General features: G+C 41.4%; 17 protein-coding genes and 1 pseudogene. 3 read left to right on the forward strand and 15 right to left on the reverse strand.

Annotated features, from left to right (window positions below; translation table 11 throughout):
* Positions 1-216: 216 nt before the first annotated feature.
* Positions 217-456, forward strand: a complete 240-nt coding sequence (locus tag JOD82_RS19995; RefSeq protein WP_245231550.1) for a DUF3139 domain-containing protein — start codon at positions 217-219, stop codon at positions 454-456.
* Between the two features lie 265 nt (positions 457-721).
* Here JOD82_RS19995 and JOD82_RS29635 read toward each other — a convergent pair.
* From JOD82_RS29635 to JOD82_RS20020, 5 genes and pseudogenes are all read right to left on the reverse strand, one after another.
* Positions 722-841: pseudogene (locus JOD82_RS29635) on the reverse strand (YunC family protein); the annotation flags it as partial.
* A gap of 345 nt (positions 842-1186) precedes the next feature.
* Positions 1187-1351, reverse strand: a complete 165-nt coding sequence (locus JOD82_RS20005; RefSeq protein WP_155271686.1) for a hypothetical protein — start codon at positions 1349-1351, stop codon at positions 1187-1189.
* 149 nt (positions 1352-1500) lie between these two features.
* Positions 1501-2280, reverse strand: coding sequence for a hypothetical protein (locus JOD82_RS20010; RefSeq protein ID WP_230584964.1), 780 nt, complete (start codon positions 2278-2280; stop codon positions 1501-1503).
* A gap of 718 nt (positions 2281-2998) precedes the next feature.
* Positions 2999-3487, reverse strand: coding sequence for a hypothetical protein (locus JOD82_RS20015; RefSeq protein WP_029516567.1), 489 nt, complete (start codon positions 3485-3487; stop codon positions 2999-3001).
* On the reverse strand, positions 3487-4830 hold the full coding sequence (locus JOD82_RS20020) for a WXG100 family type VII secretion target (RefSeq protein ID WP_069012778.1): 1344 nt from the start codon (positions 4828-4830) through the stop codon (positions 3487-3489). Before JOD82_RS20020 ends, JOD82_RS20015 begins: the two co-directional genes overlap by 1 nt.
* 397 nt (positions 4831-5227) lie before the next feature.
* On the opposite strand from JOD82_RS20020, the gene JOD82_RS20025 reads away from it, so the two are divergent.
* Positions 5228-5467 carry a hypothetical protein gene (locus tag JOD82_RS20025; RefSeq protein WP_039269860.1) on the forward strand — a complete coding sequence of 80 codons (240 nt, stop codon included), beginning with the start codon at positions 5228-5230 and terminating at the stop codon, positions 5465-5467.
* A 139-nt stretch (positions 5468-5606) separates the two neighbouring features.
* Here JOD82_RS20025 and JOD82_RS20030 read toward each other — a convergent pair whose 3' ends face one another.
* From JOD82_RS20030 to JOD82_RS20075, 10 genes are all read right to left on the reverse strand, one after another.
* Positions 5607-6011, reverse strand: coding sequence for a hypothetical protein (locus tag JOD82_RS20030; RefSeq protein ID WP_069012780.1), 405 nt, complete (start codon positions 6009-6011; stop codon positions 5607-5609).
* 162 nt (positions 6012-6173) lie between these two features.
* Positions 6174-7547 (reverse strand): transcriptional regulator, encoded by a 1374-nt coding sequence (locus tag JOD82_RS20035; protein ID WP_069012781.1) that lies wholly within the window; start codon positions 7545-7547, stop codon positions 6174-6176.
* Between the two features lie 440 nt (positions 7548-7987).
* Positions 7988-9319 carry a helix-turn-helix domain-containing protein gene (locus tag JOD82_RS20040; protein WP_069012856.1) on the reverse strand — a complete coding sequence of 444 codons (1332 nt, stop codon included), beginning with the start codon at positions 9317-9319 and terminating at the stop codon, positions 7988-7990.
* Positions 9320-9542: 223 nt separating this feature from the next.
* The gene (locus tag JOD82_RS20045) at positions 9543-9998 is read right to left on the reverse strand and encodes a GNAT family N-acetyltransferase (protein ID WP_069012782.1); all 456 of its coding nucleotides are present in this window, start codon (positions 9996-9998) and stop codon (positions 9543-9545) included.
* 100 nt (positions 9999-10098) lie between these two features.
* Positions 10099-10773 (reverse strand): VOC family protein, encoded by a 675-nt coding sequence (locus JOD82_RS20050; protein WP_069012783.1) that lies wholly within the window; start codon positions 10771-10773, stop codon positions 10099-10101.
* Between the two features lie 85 nt (positions 10774-10858).
* Positions 10859-11392 (reverse strand): hypothetical protein, encoded by a 534-nt coding sequence (locus JOD82_RS20055; protein WP_069012784.1) that lies wholly within the window; start codon positions 11390-11392, stop codon positions 10859-10861.
* A gap of 233 nt (positions 11393-11625) precedes the next feature.
* Positions 11626-12801, reverse strand: coding sequence for an MFS transporter (locus JOD82_RS20060; RefSeq protein ID WP_069012785.1), 1176 nt, complete (start codon positions 12799-12801; stop codon positions 11626-11628).
* 76 nt (positions 12802-12877) lie between these two features.
* On the reverse strand, positions 12878-13189 hold the full coding sequence (locus JOD82_RS20065) for an ArsR/SmtB family transcription factor (protein ID WP_023987858.1): 312 nt from the start codon (positions 13187-13189) through the stop codon (positions 12878-12880).
* Positions 13190-13319: 130 nt separating this feature from the next.
* Entirely contained in the window at positions 13320-15368 is a 2049-nt protein-coding gene (locus JOD82_RS20070) for an iron ABC transporter permease (RefSeq protein ID WP_069012786.1), read from the reverse strand.
* A complete protein-coding gene (locus JOD82_RS20075; RefSeq protein ID WP_069012787.1) occupies positions 15365-16360 on the reverse strand; it encodes an ABC transporter substrate-binding protein in 996 nt (331 codons plus the stop codon). Before JOD82_RS20075 ends, JOD82_RS20070 begins: the two co-directional genes overlap by 4 nt.
* 168 nt (positions 16361-16528) lie before the next feature.
* On the opposite strand from JOD82_RS20075, the gene infC reads away from it, so the two are divergent.
* Positions 16529-17041 (forward strand): translation initiation factor IF-3, encoded by a 513-nt coding sequence (gene infC / locus JOD82_RS20080; RefSeq protein WP_069012788.1) that lies wholly within the window; start codon positions 16529-16531, stop codon positions 17039-17041.
* Positions 17042-17167: the final 126 nt, after the last annotated feature.

Consider the following 17167-nt stretch of genomic DNA (forward strand, 5'->3'; position numbering starts at 1 on the left):
AACATTATCAACCTCGTTTCTACTAAGCCTCTTTGCTGGAGTAGTGTATACAATTACTTTTTTGTGTATAAGAGGAAATAAGTAGATTCTTTGAATAACTCCAAAGCAAAAGAAGCTGTCCAAATCGCAACGGCTCCTTTTCTTAAGTAACGGTTCGAAGCAAATATTACGTCATTGGTAGCGCCACTTTAGCTTGCTCCAACAAAGGAGATAGTTATGAGAAAATATGGAATATCAATCTTTATAGTAATGATATTCGCAAGCGTTTGGATGCTTAGTAGTTACGCTAAAAGTGATACTCAAAATAAAGTATTCGATTATCTTGTAAAAATTCAAGGATACAAACCATCTGAAATTTATTCAGTTAAAACTCAAATAGGTAAAGCTCCCTTAGTTAGTACACAAGTTATTTTTAAGGACGAAACCAATGCAAGGTATTTTAAAAGAGCAAGATAAAATTATTCAGCGTAGCTAAGCCCCCATTAAAGGAGTAGATGATGGGGCGTATAATTATTCTTTGAAGGATTATAACGGAAATGCAATGCACAGTCACATGCTTGTCCTCCTCCAAGAGGTCACAAAATTCAGTCATTTATAAGATTTCAATAGAATGAATCAGTAAAGATCAGTAAATTGAAAACTGCTATGAAAGCTTGTCCTGCTTGACTTTAAGGCTTAAATAAAGAAAATTTTATATCCCCTGAAATAGCCGCATCTTAGACGCACCACACATGATGTAACCACGGGAGTTAGAGATCGTTAACAGCGTTGTTTTAGGCAGTTTGACCTCGACTCCGATAAATGTATGCTCACCCACTTGAATAGGTTCCATGTGTATCATGGTGATTTCATGCACCTCCTCTTTGTTTATGCTATAAGCCTCCAATATTTTTGCAAGTCCCAGCCCACAATGAAAATAACCGAAAATACTTCTTATCAAATCCATGATAAAAAATTTTCCGATTCTTAAATCCCTCCTCTCTAATAGTTGTCCGATGAAAATAAAGATTTAGACTGGATTTGTTGGTCCTAAGCTGATTCTGAATTGCTAAATCGTCAGACTTGGAATAATAAGTTTTAGACTGACCCAAATATAAAACCAGCGGCAGTCAAGGACCTGAAAATAAAGTCCTAGACTGCCGCTGGTTTATTGAACTAACGTTCTCTGTTAGCGTAACAAGTGGTGCTAAATTATTTCATGCGATATATCTACAACCGTTTCGGTGCTGCCGATCGGCTTACCGTCAGTAAGAAACACCGAGGCGATAAATTCTCCCTGAATCGCTAGGCTTCCAATCGCCTTAAATCGTTCTACCTCTATTGGTTTTGCCGAAATAATCGGCTGGATCAACGTCTTCCATCAGTCCCCATTCGACCATATCTGGCGTACGGGTCAGCACTTTCCGATGCGACTGTCGAGAATCCTCTCTATCGCTGGATATTCCTCGAATCTTCGTTCAATGAAATGTTGAATAACCACCCCGTAAAGGGGCGGTTTTCTTATGCTTGCATGAATGCTTCTAACGGCTCCAGAGTCGCGAACGTCTTCTTTGCATCCTTCTTCCGTTGCTCATCATAGAGTTTGGTCAACTCTTCGAATGATTTAGCTTTAATCTTCGTATAACTCGATTTGGTGTATCTGATTATGTACGTCTTTACCCCTTCCTCTTCACTCCACTCGTAAACGACATCATATTTGTCCCTCAAATTCTTTAAATGAAGTGACCGGCGCAACACTGCAAAGTGTTCTTTAATGGCTTCATCACATTCCTCCATAATCTTCTCGTATGTGCAGCCAACTCGCATCAGAATCTCCAATGCCCGTTCATCGCCGTATCTCGCGAGAAATTCCTTCAACGAAACCAGCGCATATAGCATTATTTGTTCCTTGTCATTCGGATTCCTGTATTCATAACAGCCTACAACCAAATTGCGGTCGGTCATTTCCTCCTTACTGAATTGCATATTAAACAAATACTCGAGTGTCTTTTGCTTCATAACGGTTTCCAACATCTGTTCTTTATCAATCCTGATGCCCGTTGTCACCCACGGAAACGGTAGTTGGCCGTTACTTTCACGCGGTATGCTACCCCTAAGATTCAAAATCGGCATACCCGTAGCCATTGCGTACGACCTGTTATATCCGTCGCCCGCGAATATTTCCTGTTCTTCTTGCATGTGTCCTGCCCCTCCTTTTAGTACCAAGTTCCATTCGGCGCGTAGTGCCACCAGTTGTCTGCGAAGTGAATCTCCGCTCGATTCCAGCGAATTACGATCCAAATTACCCTCCGCATTTTCCAGTAATTTCTTGGTTAAGCTATAGTTCTCCGTTCGTATTATGAGCTGTGACCTACGCTTACGGGCTTTGCCACTTCACTTCCGCTCTTCCAATCCCGCTCTGTCCATTGTCAGACAACACTTTTATTTCCATCTCTCCAGGCACTTCATGAATCTCCGTTACAATCGGTTCAGACGAACCGAGAATAAGATCCTATAGTAGACTATTGCATATCCATAAACTACCACTTTTTTTGTGTTGGTCTCCTATTAGTTCATCACCGCTGCTTTTCATTAACCCTCGAAGATACTTCTGGGATAAATTGTATCAAATGAGAACCATAAGTCCATCTGATGGTTGCGTTATCCTGCCCGTTGGCTAATGCCGGCTGCCAGTCTACAACTTTATTTTTCACGGTCTAATGCTTTGTTTTTCAGTCTAACACTTTATCTTCACAGAACAATAGTCTCATTAGACTATTTTGTTCTTCCCATAATTTTAAGAATGTATCATACTTCATAACATTCACGCACCTTCCGTATACTTTACCCATATCGCTAAGTTAGTAGCCTGATTGGAGACTCTCCTGTTTAAACCCGCCTCTTAATTCTTAGGTGCATGCAAATTATCTTCTTTATCAGATAAATTACTATGAAAAAAGCTTGCTCCCATTTTATTGTTAAAGGAGCAAGCTTATAGATATTCATTAATCGTTGTGAATTATATTGATTTAGGATTTTTATAGCACCAGTTTGGATCATAGGGCAGAGATCTGAACTTCTGCATATCTTCCCAACTGTAGACCCAATCGTAATCAGGAATCCAAAAATAGTCAGTAGGATTTAGCTTGAGATATTCATATATAAATCGAAAAATCAGCTCTTCAACACCATAAACATCTTCAATACATCCTACTTGATACAAGGACAAGCTTGAATCTAATCCACTAATATCCTCATCATGCTCATAATTAATTTCGTAATTATAAATTCCATCAATATAGAATATAAACTGCTGGTTATTTTCAGCACCTAGTGGGTTATAAGATATATTTAGAGTTGTTGAAAAAAACTGTTCGTTCTTATATTTTTTATCATTGTCAAAATATAATCCAGCATCTGCATGAAAGGCAGCTACGATTGCATCTCCTAGTAATTTCTCAGGTGTATATTTTTCTCGTTCTATTAAAATAAAAGCCGAACTCCCCATCACTTAACCACCTTTCTTAATTCCTCCAAGGAATTTACAACAGTTACTCCTAGCTTCTTGATATTATCTAATTTTTCTATATTACTTTGAGATAGATTGCCCAAAGGCTTATCAATATAAAGTATAACTTTCTTCTGTTCTGGATTAAAATAAAGCTTATCAGTAGTAATTGTCATTTTCTCAAGTTGTCCTTCTTTAACTGCTTTGATCGAAGCCTTTACCTCAATTAATTCATTTTTTGTAACCACATCTAAATCACCTGCAAATTGACCATCTTTCTTTAATATTTTTTGCCCAAAACCAGTGACTTCACGTTCTTCTTTTAAAAAGCCAGCTACTTTTGCTTCAGTTGCCTTTCCTACATCTGAGCTATTCATAAAGTTTTCAATATCACGGTTAATATTTTTGGGATGTTGATCAACCCATGTCAGTTCATTGCCAGCAGGGTTTGTATATTTCGTCTTATTTCCTTCCTTAATTATGCTACCCCTATTGTAATTGTGGGTTCCCTCGACGACATGCGGTGCCTTTTCTGCCTTAGCTCCCGAAGAAGGAGTGGATTTTGATGAGCCTCCACCTTCTCCTTTCGCCATCTGCCACAATTCTGCTGAGCTTTCCCCTGCTCCTTTTGCACTTTTAATCGCAGTTGTAGCTCCATGCGCCGCCAAAGCTGCCGATCCAATTAATCCGGGTACCCCAATGATACTCCCTACACCTGTAGATGAAACAGCAACGGATAATCCTTCTCCACCTATTCCAGCTACTACCTCACCTGCCCCTTGCAATGTTGTAGCTACATTTCCGAGAATTTCTCCTACTTTAGCTGCCATGGGATGATCATAATTCCGTTCTTTATCAGGCCATATCCCCACTGTCAAATTCCCCTGAATAGCTCCTTTTGCTCCCTGTGCAGTATCCCAAAGGATTTCTCCTTGAAGTTTGCTAGCTTCCATTTGAGCCTCAGCCTTAGTGATCTCAGCTTGTCCAATCTGTTCAAAGATTTTATGTAACCAACCTTCACCTGTGGATGCCGTTTTAACAGGAGCTCCTAGCCACGGCACATCCAGTACGACTTTCTCCCCGTCCACCTGTGCAAAGTTTTTTGAAATAAAAATAAGTTCTTGTGCTACTGTCAATAGTCGTTCAATCGTCACACTCATGGATTGTCGAGAAACCTGAAATTCCTGAAAAAATCTCTCTTGGGTAGCTCCAGACCAGCCTTGTTGGACAAAATCAATTCGTCCACTCAAAAAATTCAGCATACGTTCCATTTCATGCTTTCTGTGTAAGAACTGGTCAGCCACTTCCATCAATTTGTCAGGTAGAACTAATATTCTCCCCATTCTACCACGCCCACTTTAATTTTGATGGAAATAATCTTATCAGAAGGGGTGATTTAGGGAAATCCATCTGCTATCCTGTTATTTCCTTTTAATCCATGTGACATTTGAACTGAAATAAACAGATTTATTATGTCTAAAGTAGTGTATAACGCTGTTAGATGATGCCTAAGTTAGTTTTAGCTGTTCTATCCGCAGGCTAGTGATCAAGTATTGATTAATGTTGATTATATCATTATTACTTTTTCTTGATTTATAACAATATAATTGACATAATATCAATAAACATCCTTACTATATAATTCTAGGACGCTATATTTAAAGGCTTTTCCTATATAACTTTGAATGGCTTCATAGTACAAATTTCTCCTTTTCCATAAACATTATTGGAGGCTAGTAAATGAGTAAATTTGAAAAAAATCTAATTAAGTATTTGTCTTACGGTTTTTGTGTAGGAATTTATTATTCCTTTATTAAAGGGCCAACAACAATGAGTTCTTCAATCAACGGTATGTTTGAGTTTTATACAGTACCCACTTCTACTTTTATTTTCAGAACTTTATCAATCTCGTTTATACTAAGCCTCATTGCTGGAGTGGTGTATACAATCGTTTTTTTATGTATAAAAGGAAATAAGTAGATTTCCCAGAATAATCCCAAAACAAAAGGAGCCAACCCATCGCAATAGCTCCTTTTCTTTATCGACCCTTTATTTAATTGACAAACTATGCAAAAAAGCCTGCTCCCATTTTAATGTTAAGGAGCAAGCTTATAAAATATTAATCATACTCAATGAACACATTGCCGTTTCCATTGACGGCTTTTTGTAACAATATAATTATATCGTTCTTAAGATCAGGAAGTACAGGTAATATATTAGTCAAACTTTTCGCTTCTTCCTCGGTCAAATATTTAATATCAAATGAATCAAACAATTGTAGGGTCTCTCTAATATTTTCCACTTCCCATGGACTTTCCTCATACCAGCCTTCGTGAGCATAATATTCACTTAGTATATTACTTTGTGCAGATTCTAGTTGAACCAAACAATCCATTAATGTATCAAAGTATCCATTCCATATCTTCAATACATAGCTTTTATCTGAATTTGTATAAATCAATCTTATTTCTGGTTCTCCTTCAAAGCCAGCATAGTAGGTATCATTTATTTTATCTATCTTCATCCTCTTACTCCTTCTAATGGCTGTGATTTTGAACTTGAGAGCATTTTATTCTCAGACTGCCACGTGGTGACCCGTTGGTCCGTAATTCGAGCCATTCTCTCAATGCTCAATAGGAGGTGCCTTCACTGGCTACTAACATAAAACTGGAATGGTGAGATCAGCTTACTCTTCATCTTCGTTAACCGCTTTAATCAGATCTCCGTAGACTTCCTTCGTGTGAGCAGATGCATGTTCTTTAAAATGTGTAAACAATCTCATACATCTGATTGCTTGTATTCTATTATTAGATTCAGCAGACTTTTCCAAACAGCTAAACAAAAATGCGAAGCCTTCTGAAAACCTCCCCTTGCGCAAAAGATAGATCGCCAATTCCCTTGCGAAATGAGTGTATCGCTCCGTTGTGAATCGTTGAGTATACAATCCTTCAACTTTTTTCTGCTCCAGAAAGGAGATGATTTCTTCTTCGAATTGCTTTAAAATATTATCTACATCAAAATGGTATCGGTTAGCTGCCTCAATCATAATATCAAGTGCGGGAAGAATCTCATCTTTTCTTGAAGAAATATAAGCTACATAATCAGAAAGAACGCTCTTATCACCAGAAAGAAGCTTATTAACATACGTGTTTACTACTGCCCAGTCTTCGTACTTTTTTCTCCATTTCAAAGCTTCTTCATCTGTATCAGTAACCCAACTTAAATCAGCGTATTTTTTAATGTGTTGAAGTCCCTTTTCATAGTCTTTCCTCTCACCACATGCTTGTGAACGAAGTAAATGCGAGAATGCCCAATACGCAAACAAAGGAAAATTAGGTTTCTTCGAATTATCTTTGTGTACATGATGCCGCTGTTGTTGCAGTTTGAATTGAATTTTTGCCTTGTCTCCCATAGCTTTAGCGAATAGTTCTACTTTATCCCATTTTCGTAACGAACGATATGTATTCGCCAAGTCTTTTAATGCCTCTAACTGATCTACCTCATCTAACCGTTCAATGTAAGGCTCAAATTGAATGGCTGCATCATAGTCTTTCTCTTGATCGTCTCCAATACGAATCGTAAACAATCGATACTGGCAAACGGCTAATCGTTCTGAATACTGATACTTTTCCCCTTCTGCCACATTTTCATAAAGGAACGCCGCTGCTTCAGTATAACCTTTTTTATAAGAATCCTCGGCTACTTCAAAAAGTGAAGGAAGATAAACAGGATTATCTAGCAACATACCTACAACTCTTCGCAAGCAATCAAGTCGTCCTAGCTCCACGCAGCGGTACAAAAAAGGACTGATTCTTCGCCAGTTGAGCGGTTCTTCTTCAATACATTCATCAATATAACGTTCATAAAAATAATCCGGTGGTAAATCCATTCCCATAGTGATGCGATCTAGCTGGTGAACTGAAATTGATCGGTTGCCCGTCACAATGCCACTAACTGTACCTACGTTCAAATCAATCATGTGACCAAACTCGGTCATGGTTAAGCTTTTCCGTATCAGATAGGTTTGTACTTCTGCTCTAATCGTAGGTGTGATCTCCATAGATAAGCCACCCTTTCAACATAAACTCGACATATAATATGCAGTTAAACGATGTAATAGAGAAATGGTTAGTAAAAATCACTTTATCACCCATAATTGTATCGTCTTTTAGAACAAAGCCATACACCCTTCAGTTGTGTACAATAACACACATTACATTTTTGCACTTTTTACATATATTCCTCAAAAGAAGATTTCCTCATATTGCTGATATACAGCAAAATAGGTAATAAAAAGGCTAGACGGATCATTCCGTCTAACCACTTAATAATGGTGATTTTCTAGGTTCTACTGTGACCTTGAACTTGAGACCTTTTTATTCTCACATTCCTCCGTGTTTTCCAGTCGGCTCGTAAGTAGATCCTTTGTCTTGATACTGAAGGGGGATAACCATTACCGCTGCTAGTGTAAGACTTGTTACCAAGAAAGCTATCATCACTTTACGTCCCATCCTCATCCACCTTATTAATCAAATTTCTGTATGCTGCCTTCGTTTCAAACGATGCATACTCCAGATAGGATTCATACAGCTTTACACATTTAATTATATACGATTTATTGTTTGCTAATGTAGATTTTTCCAAACAACTTAATAAAAAAGTAAATCCATCTGCAAAATTATTTTTATTAAAGTAGTAAACCGCTAATTCAAATGTAAAATGAGCATAACGTTCTATAATAAATTGTTGATTGTAGACACCTACACCCTCATGTTTATCTCGCATAGCTAAAATTCCCGTTTGAAATTGATTTAGAATATGATCAACATTTAAATTAAATCGATTAGCAGCTTCAATTACGTTATCTAATCCAGGAAGTGTCTCTTCTTTCCTTGAAGAAAAAAACGCTACATAATCATTCAAAACACCAATTTCACCAGCGTGAAGTTTATTTACATAAGCGTTGGCTTCAGCCCATTCTTCATATCGCCTTTTCCATTCCATGGTAATGTCATCAGTTTCCTTCACCCAACTTAGGTCAGCATATGTGTACGTATGTTGAAGCGCTTTCTCATAATCTTTATGTGCTTCGCAAACTTCATCACGAAGTAAATGAGAAAAAGCCCAATAAGCAAACAGAGGAAAGCTTGGTTTCTTTGCATTTTCTTTTTTGGAAGGATGCCGTTGTTGCTCCATGTTATATTGAATTTTTGCCTTGTCTCCCAAAGCTTTAGCGAATAATTCTACTTTGTCCCATTTTCGTAACGAACGGTATGTATTCGCCAGATCTTTTAATGCATCTAACTGTTCTATCTCATCTAGTCGATCAACGTATATTTCAAATTGAACGGCTGCTTCATAGTTTTTCTCTTGATTATCTCCTTGTCTCGTTTGGAACAAACGGTACTGACACATAGCCAGACGTTCTGAATATTGCTTTTTCTCACTTAGAGCCACATTCTCATATAGAATAGTTGCCGCTTCGTAAAGCCCTTCTCTAAAAAGTTCTTCGGCAAGCTCAAATAAAGATTCTGAATAGCCTAGTTTATCCATCAATAAATTAACCACATCATGAATGCAGTCCAATTTATTTAATTTCGCACAATTATGTATAAAAGGACTCATTCGACGCCAATTCGGATTAGCCTCTGTTAAATACTCAGACACATACCGTTCGTAGTAATAGCCAACGGGAAGCCCCATTGCTTTTGTAATTCGATCTAACTGATCGACTGAAAGTGTGCGGTTCCCATTAATAATACTGCTCATGGTGCCCGGATTCATTTCTGCTTCTCTAGCTAAATCACTTAGGATTAAATCATGATCTTTCATATGTTTTGTTATCTCTGTGAGTATCGTGGTTGTTGTGTTGTACAAAGTAACCACCCCTTGTCAGGAACTTAGTAGGATATCAACTCATTAAAAAAGGACTATTGCAATCCAATGATTGTATAGCCTTTCCGCAATTCATTGTACCATCTTTTGGCACAATATCATATACCTTTCAGAACCTTACTTAAGATACCTTTGAAGGGTTTGTAAAGAAGATTAAGCTCTATAAATCCTGAGACATACGAATCATATCTCTACACTGTATGCCATTCTCATAAATTTTTTCTACATAGTTATGTCTGATAAAGAAATCTAGATCTACACCTACAATTCTAAACCCGCATTTTTGGTAGAGGGCTAACTGCCCAATGCTAGAGTTTCCTGTGCCCATTTCCATCGTTTTATAACCTTGTGCCCTAGCTGTTTCAATGGCATGTGTCACTAATAGTCTGCCTATTCCTTTACCATGCATATCTTCTGATACTGCTATATTCACTAACTCAACTGTTTCAGGTCTTGTAGGTAAAAGAACATAGACTCCAACAATATGATTGTCAATTTCTGCTACATAACACTGCCCTCTTTTCAAATATTCCTCAACAAGTTGGCGCGAAGGATCAGCTAGTAGCAAGAGATCTATTGGATATTTTTCATTTGAATTAAGTAGTCTAATATTCATATATTCTCTCCTGAATGTATTATGGCCCCCGGGTTTCCCCCCTTATCGTAAGCTTTATTCCAGAAATCCGGGGGTGATGGCGATGAGATGAAGCCTTAACTCAGGTTGACCTCAATTTATACAAACCATTATGCAGTGAAAGACGGGCAGAGTATGGACCTTCAAACAAGACACTGGTATTAAATACGGCCGGAAGCCTATCATCAGGAAACCAAGGCCGTTGCTTGTCTATGACTATAAATGATCCTTCAACATTCCCTAGCGGCGCAAATTTTTGTCCAGCCCCTCCCCATGGATCAAGTTGGAACGTTTGGGTGATTATCCTAGATACTTCAGGGACATCATCGACAGGAAGACCGATCTCGCTTATACGAAGTAGAGAGTTGGGCCCGAAAGCTTCAGTGACTGCATTGTCGAGTGTATGGTGAGCGATGAACTCGACAAGGTTATGATCCGGATCATAGAAGTAAAGCGCTGTTGCATTCCAGTTTTCGAAAAAAAACTCATCTTCTTGGGGTCTTGAAATCAATGAAATTCCACGGTCGATTACCCACTGTTTTGCTTCTATGAATTTATTCGTTGGGATCGTAACCGCAATATGATAAAACTCATTTTCCATATGGGAGGATTCCTGAAAAGCAAGAACCGATTCCCCTACTTGAAACGACAGCCGCGAAGGGCTTTCCTCCGCAATCTGCAAATCCAAGAGAGAGCCGTAAAAAGCTTTTATCGCTTCGAAACTATGGGTGCCTAAGAGCACTTCTTTTAATTTCAATGCACTGGTCCTCCCCACAAATAATTTTGAAACCCATTGTCCGTCTAATCCATATCAGCATTTTATCTCAGACTATATGAGGTCATTACAATGTTTGTTTATTATCCTTTAAGTCGCTTAAAAATTTGGCGTTCACATCTAACGCCGCAAATTGAAGTAGTATATCCTGTTCATCTAGAGCTTTACTTTTTGCTATTTCGAGATAAAGCTCGGGCTGGTCCCGAAACGCTCTTGCCCTCCCAATCGAGTATGCCTTCTGGAGATATTCATGAGCTAATACAGGCTTGCTCTGATGAAGAAGTGTTTCCGCCATCTGAATATAAGGTTCAGCATGTATAATGCGGTACCCTGTACCTTCCAAATCTAAAATCTCCTCATTTAAAAGCTCTACTGATCGCTGAGTATGCTCGTTATAATTGAGAATTTGAACGTATTGATGCAAGGTTACACCTGTGATGCCCCATTTATGCTTAGGCTCGGGTATTAGATCCCAAGCCTTCTGGGCTTTTTCCACAGCCAAGTTGCTATCTAATGGGAGTGTATGAGCTGCATCCTCTCCAAGCTCCCAAATCTCTTCTTCCAATTGAGCCTCCAGATCGTGGTACATTCGAATATTCATCTATTCCTCCCAATTGGATAATATAAGTTCAACACATAGAGATGTCTACTCCTCATTGCGTTTAGCGAAAGCGCTTGATTAAGGATATCACTCCCCAGATGAGCAACGCCAAGATCCCGCTAACGATTACGAATGTCATTAAGATCGAAGTCCATACGATATGCAATCAACATCACCCCATGCATCATTTTATGGTCATCTTGTAGAGTACTCTTCTAATGTCTCTCCATATTTTAACGCACGTTGGCTTCCGCTGCATTCGAATTGAATATTTTTATTTTTATGATAATGGATGAAAAAGCTAGTAATGCGAACATCATTCCGCTCCAGATGAGCTGGTGTATTCCCAAGTGAGAGATAAACCACCCGCCCGTAGCAGCCCCTATCGTAATACCTAGATTAGAAAATGAGACAAACAGGCTGTTACCAAACTCTGGAGCTTCTTTCGCTTCCGTGGTTAACCATGTTTGACTAATAATAAGCCCCCCAGAATGCACGGCCCCCCAAATGAGCACAACCACAATCATCGGTAGGAAAGAAGCACCCAGAGCATAGGTGAATACGTAAATGACCATATATAGCAATGGGAACATAATTACGGTCTTGGTCAGATTTTTATGTAATAATCCCCCGAATAAAAAATTTCCAAAAATCATGACGATTCCAAAGACCATCAACATCATGCTGATCCATGACCCGTTCATCAGAGTTACTTCTCCAAGATATTCGGCAAAATAGCTATACACCGAAAACATAGCTGCAAAGATAAAAATAACAGTCACAATGTTGAACCACAATTGAGGTTTACGTAATATACCAAGCTGTTTGCCATAAGACATCTTTTCCTGAACTGGCAGGGAAGGAAGCCATACGAGTATTCCCACAAATGCAATCATGCTTACGACAGCTCCAAATAAGAAGGCAGCTTCTAACGATATCTTTTCAGCAAGATAGGAAGTCAAAGGCACGCCAAACGCAAATCCTACCGTAATTCCAGCGAAAACCTTGGTGACGGCTTTACTACTCTTTTCACGAGGGACCAGATGAGCTGCAGTCACGAGGGCGACCGAAAAAAAGACAGGATGAAAAATAGCGGGAAGAACACGAAAAATGAGCATGACCTCAAAATGAGTGGTATAGGCGTAGACTATATTGGAGATGACAAAACTGAATACAGCGGTTAATAGAATGACTTTACGATTCATGCTGGAAACGAGTAAGGTCAAAAACGGACCTGAAAGGGCAACAACGAAAGAAAATATACTAACGAGCCAACCCGCCTGGGCAGCTGATACATTGAATTTTTGAGTTACTTGAGGAAGAACGCCTATAATCCCCATTTCCGTTGTAATAATACCGAATACGCCTAAAGCCAGAATGATAATAAGTAACGGGTTAACCTTTTTCATTTTAAGTATAAGCCTCCAATTTAATTATATATATAGATTTGTAGATATGTATTGTGAAAAAAAACCTCCTTTCTATTTATAATTCCTTTTGAACATACTCGGCAAATTCCCGGATTGTTTTTTCATTCCGACGATAGTACGTCCACTTCCCAATACGCTCAGACTCTAACAAACCGGATTTTTGCATCGTTAATAAATAACTTGAAATCACAGACTGCGCAAGTCCCGCTTTAGCCTGAATATCTCCCACACATACACCAATTTGAAAATTAAGCCCTTGCTTCAGATAAGCCTGTTCATCAAAAAACTCTTCTGGTTTTTTTAACCACAGCATAATTAGACGGCGAGTTTCGTTTGACAATGCTTTATAAATCAATGACGGTTCCATATAAAACATTATATCTATTTTATTAGATTTGTAAATATAAAGTCCAATGATTACGTAGAAAAATAAATAATAAAGGCTGCTTTCCCACGGGAAATCCGTTGGGAAACAGCCTGTTCAAGTACATATTCAACTACACTGACTTACTCTTATTGGAGCGATACATCAAGTACAGGAAATACGGTGCACCGATCAGTGCGATCAGTAATCCGGAAGGAATTTCAGTCGGCGCAAGCACTGTCCGTCCAATCGTATCAGCCAGCACCAGCATTACCGCTCCCAAGATGCTAGACAGAACGATAGAGCGACGTACATGGTGCCCAATCAACGTACGCACGATATGCGGAGCAATCAGCCCGATGAAGCCAACTGTACCTACACAGGCTACCGCTCCGCCCGCCAGCAGCACCCCCACTGCCATCGCCAGCAACCGGGTGCGGCGCACCGGAAGTCCCAGTCCCATAGCGCTGCTGTCGTCAAACACCAAAAGATCGAAGCGGCGAGCTAGCCACCAGGCTATTGGCAACAACACGAGCAGAAAAGCCAAAATCGTCGCCACCTGCCCCCAGTTTCGAGCGTAGGTACTACCCGTCAGCCAAATATAGCCTGTGCTGCCCCAAAGCGAACCTTGGATAATCAGTATCTGAATGCCAGCTGCTCCGATCGCTGATACAGCAATCCCAAGTAGGATGACCACAGACGGGTTTAGGTGCTTGTTCCATGATAAAAAGAAGATCACCGCCGCCGACACCGTCGCTCCGGCAATCGCCGCGATAGGCAGCATATAAACAGGCAGCCCAGGCCAAACGATAATCACTGCAAGCGCGCCAAAGCCAGCCCCTGAAGAAACACCAATGATCGAGGCATCCGCTAAGGGATTACGAACGGCTAATTGGATCAAGACACCGCTGACCGCAAGCGCGATACCAGCCCCGGCTGCCACCAGCGTGCGCGGAATTCTAAACTGCAGCAGGGCCGAATTTGCGTTCTCACCGCCAAATAGGCCAGATAGCAAATCGCCAACCGGAATTCGCATCCCTCCAAACATCAGGCTGAATACGGTCAACAGCACGGCACCGCACCCAAGCAACGTGACCAGCCTGCCATAGGGTGATTTCCGAGAGCGCACACCTATGTTCATTGAAGATTGTCCATTAATCCCAGAAGGCAGCTTCATCTTCCACAGAATCAACCAAATTAGCCAAGGAGCCCCAATCAAGGCCATCATTGCTCCGGTCGGCAGATCCATGCTTGATTGGTGGACCATCTTCGCCAGCACGTCAGCGCCTGTCAACAGTAATGCTCCCCACAGAAAGGAACCAGGCAGCACCCAGCGATGCATTTTTAGGCCGCTTAAGCGCACCAAATGTGGAGCTACCAAACCCACAAAACCAATAGGTCCAATGACGCTAACTGTAATGGTCGACAGCAGGACAGCTAATACAATACCCACCGCCCGGGTCAAACTAACCTTTTGTCCAAGTGACGTGGATGTGGACTCATCCAGATCCAGGACATCAAATTGTCTTGACAGCAGAAAGGCAATGACCGAGAGTCCTACGACCCAGGGCCAGGCGTAAGTCGTCCCGCTCCAGTCGTTTTGCACAAGCGAGCCAGAACCCCAGAGAAACAGTCCCTGCGTTTCAAATGAATAAAAGATATGCAAAGCTCCGGTAAACGAACCGAGAACCATGGATACAATCAAGCCGGCAAGCGCCAACCGAATCGGACTTCCCGCTCGTCCCCCGCCCATGAAGTAAGCGAGTACCGCTGCCAGCAGGCCGCCGACAGCGGCAAATAGAAACGGCGCCTGATGCAGCAGTCCGGGAAACATCACCGCGCCAAGGACAACCACAAAGTAGGCACCAGCGTTAATTCCGAGTGTATCAGAAGCCGCCAGCGGATTTTTGGTGATGGCCTGAAGCAAAGCACCAGCGATGGCAAGCGCACCACCAGCCAGGATTCCGATGACCGTACGCGGCATCCGGAGATCCCACACCATGTTATGTTCAAGCGTATCCTGACGCTGGGTCAACGCCTCAATTACCGTGTGAAGCGGGATCGAAGCCTCTCCATAACACAAGCTTACAAAAAAAAGCACGATGAGGACGATCAATCCGCCCCCAAAGATGCTTCCTACACGCCAAGTCTTCGATAAACCCGTTGTGTCTGTTCGGGTCATTTCGTCAGGGCTCCGACTACCTGATCAACCAGTACTTTGGATGAGATTGGGCCGCCGAACGTCCATGTTGTACCGTCCAGTGGATAGGTCCGTTTTTCTTTGACAAAGTTTAGTCCGTTCCATACCGAGTTGTTCTTCATCGCGGCTCCAAATACATCGTCCGTCTTTTGCGTAATATAGATAAAATTGCTGTCCTGCACAGCTGGAAGAGCTTCAATGCCAACGGTGCTAAACCCATACTTCTCGGTCTTGTCCGACTTCCAGTCGTTCACCATGCCAATTTTCGCGAGCGTTCCCACTACAACCGAATTTTCCTTGAACATTCGCAGACTAGCAGCATTTTGAGCTGTGAAGGCCTGTGTCAGCGCATAGTGGAAATCTGCTTTGCCCGCTTTCTCTAATGTAGCCTTTGCTTCTGCATAGTGCTGGTCAAGTTCGCTTAGGACCTTATCAGCCTGTTCCGTTTTTCCGGTAGCCACAGCGACTTGCTTGAAAATTTCGACCATACGGTCGTAATCATAGCCGTTCCCCTTGTAAGGATCGAATTCTATCGTTGGTGCAATCCCCTTTAGCTGTGCATAGATCGCTGCATTGTTATCGGCGTTAGAGATAATAAGATCCGGCTTGAGCGCCGCAATCGCTTCTAGATTCGGTTCGCCCCGTGTACCGATATCAGTTACGGTATCAGCCAGCTTCGCCTCCGGTGTTACCCACAGCTTGTAGTTTTCATTGTCCGCATTGCCGACAGGCTGTACGCCAAGTGCAATGAGGTCCTCGGTAAACGTCCATTCGAGTACAACCACACGTTCCGCTGGCTTGTCCAGCTTGACTTCCCCATGGTCATCCTTAACCGTAACCGGACCAGCCGTTGTGGATGTCTGCTCAGACCCTGCAGTACCTTCCGTCTTCGAGCTATCCCCAGCCGCACCGCAGCCCGCCAATACAATAGTAAAAACTACAAAAAATAATAGGCTATTCAACATCTTTTTCATTTCTCTCAATCACCCCTGTATGTATATTGCATTGGAAAATGATAATCATTATCAGTAAAAGATTATAGGGCTTAGTGACTTTTGTCAATACAGATAAATCTAAAATTGAATCGCAAACAGGTTCCGTATATGATAGCTTTATCATTGTTTAAGGGAGGCTTCATTTACGTGGCGGTATTAACCAACGAGCAAATTAAAGCTGACGAAGTGGTACTCACTGGACTCGCAGGGGAGAAGCTCGGCGTTGTATCCAAGTCAGAAGCCTTGGCTATGGCCCGATCCAAAGGGGTGGACCTGGTCTGCACCTCATTGATGAGCAGTCCACCACCCTGTAGCTTGGTCGCGAAGGGTAAAGGAAAAGCGCTGGCGCAAAAAGAAGCCGCAGCAAGCAAAAATGTCGGCCGAGCCGCAAAAAACAGCGGCAAAGAAAAGATCAAGGAGCTTCGCTTCACTGCTCATATTGAGGAACATGATTACGACACGAAGCTGCGTCAGGCAGACAAACATCTGCGTTCCGGCAAACCGGTGCAGCTGGTCGTTAAAGCGTCTGGTGCAAAAGAAGCGCCTGTCGCCAAAGCGGTACTAGAGCGGCTACTAATCGATTTGAAGGAAGCCGGAGTGAAGGATACTGGAATCCAGACGGGCGGCAAGGGCTCACAAGTGAAATTAAACCCTCGCTGAATGGCGAATCCGTAAATTGGACCAGTCACTTAGACCGTAGGAAACAGAGGGCCCATTCGGCCCTCTGTTATAAATTCCTTGGTTACAGGGTATGATTCAGGCTCTTTCTTGTCATAGCTACTTGCA

The organism is Paenibacillus sp. 1182 (assembly GCF_017833915.1).
Lineage (GTDB): Bacteria > Bacillota > Bacilli > Paenibacillales > Paenibacillaceae > Paenibacillus > Paenibacillus polymyxa_D.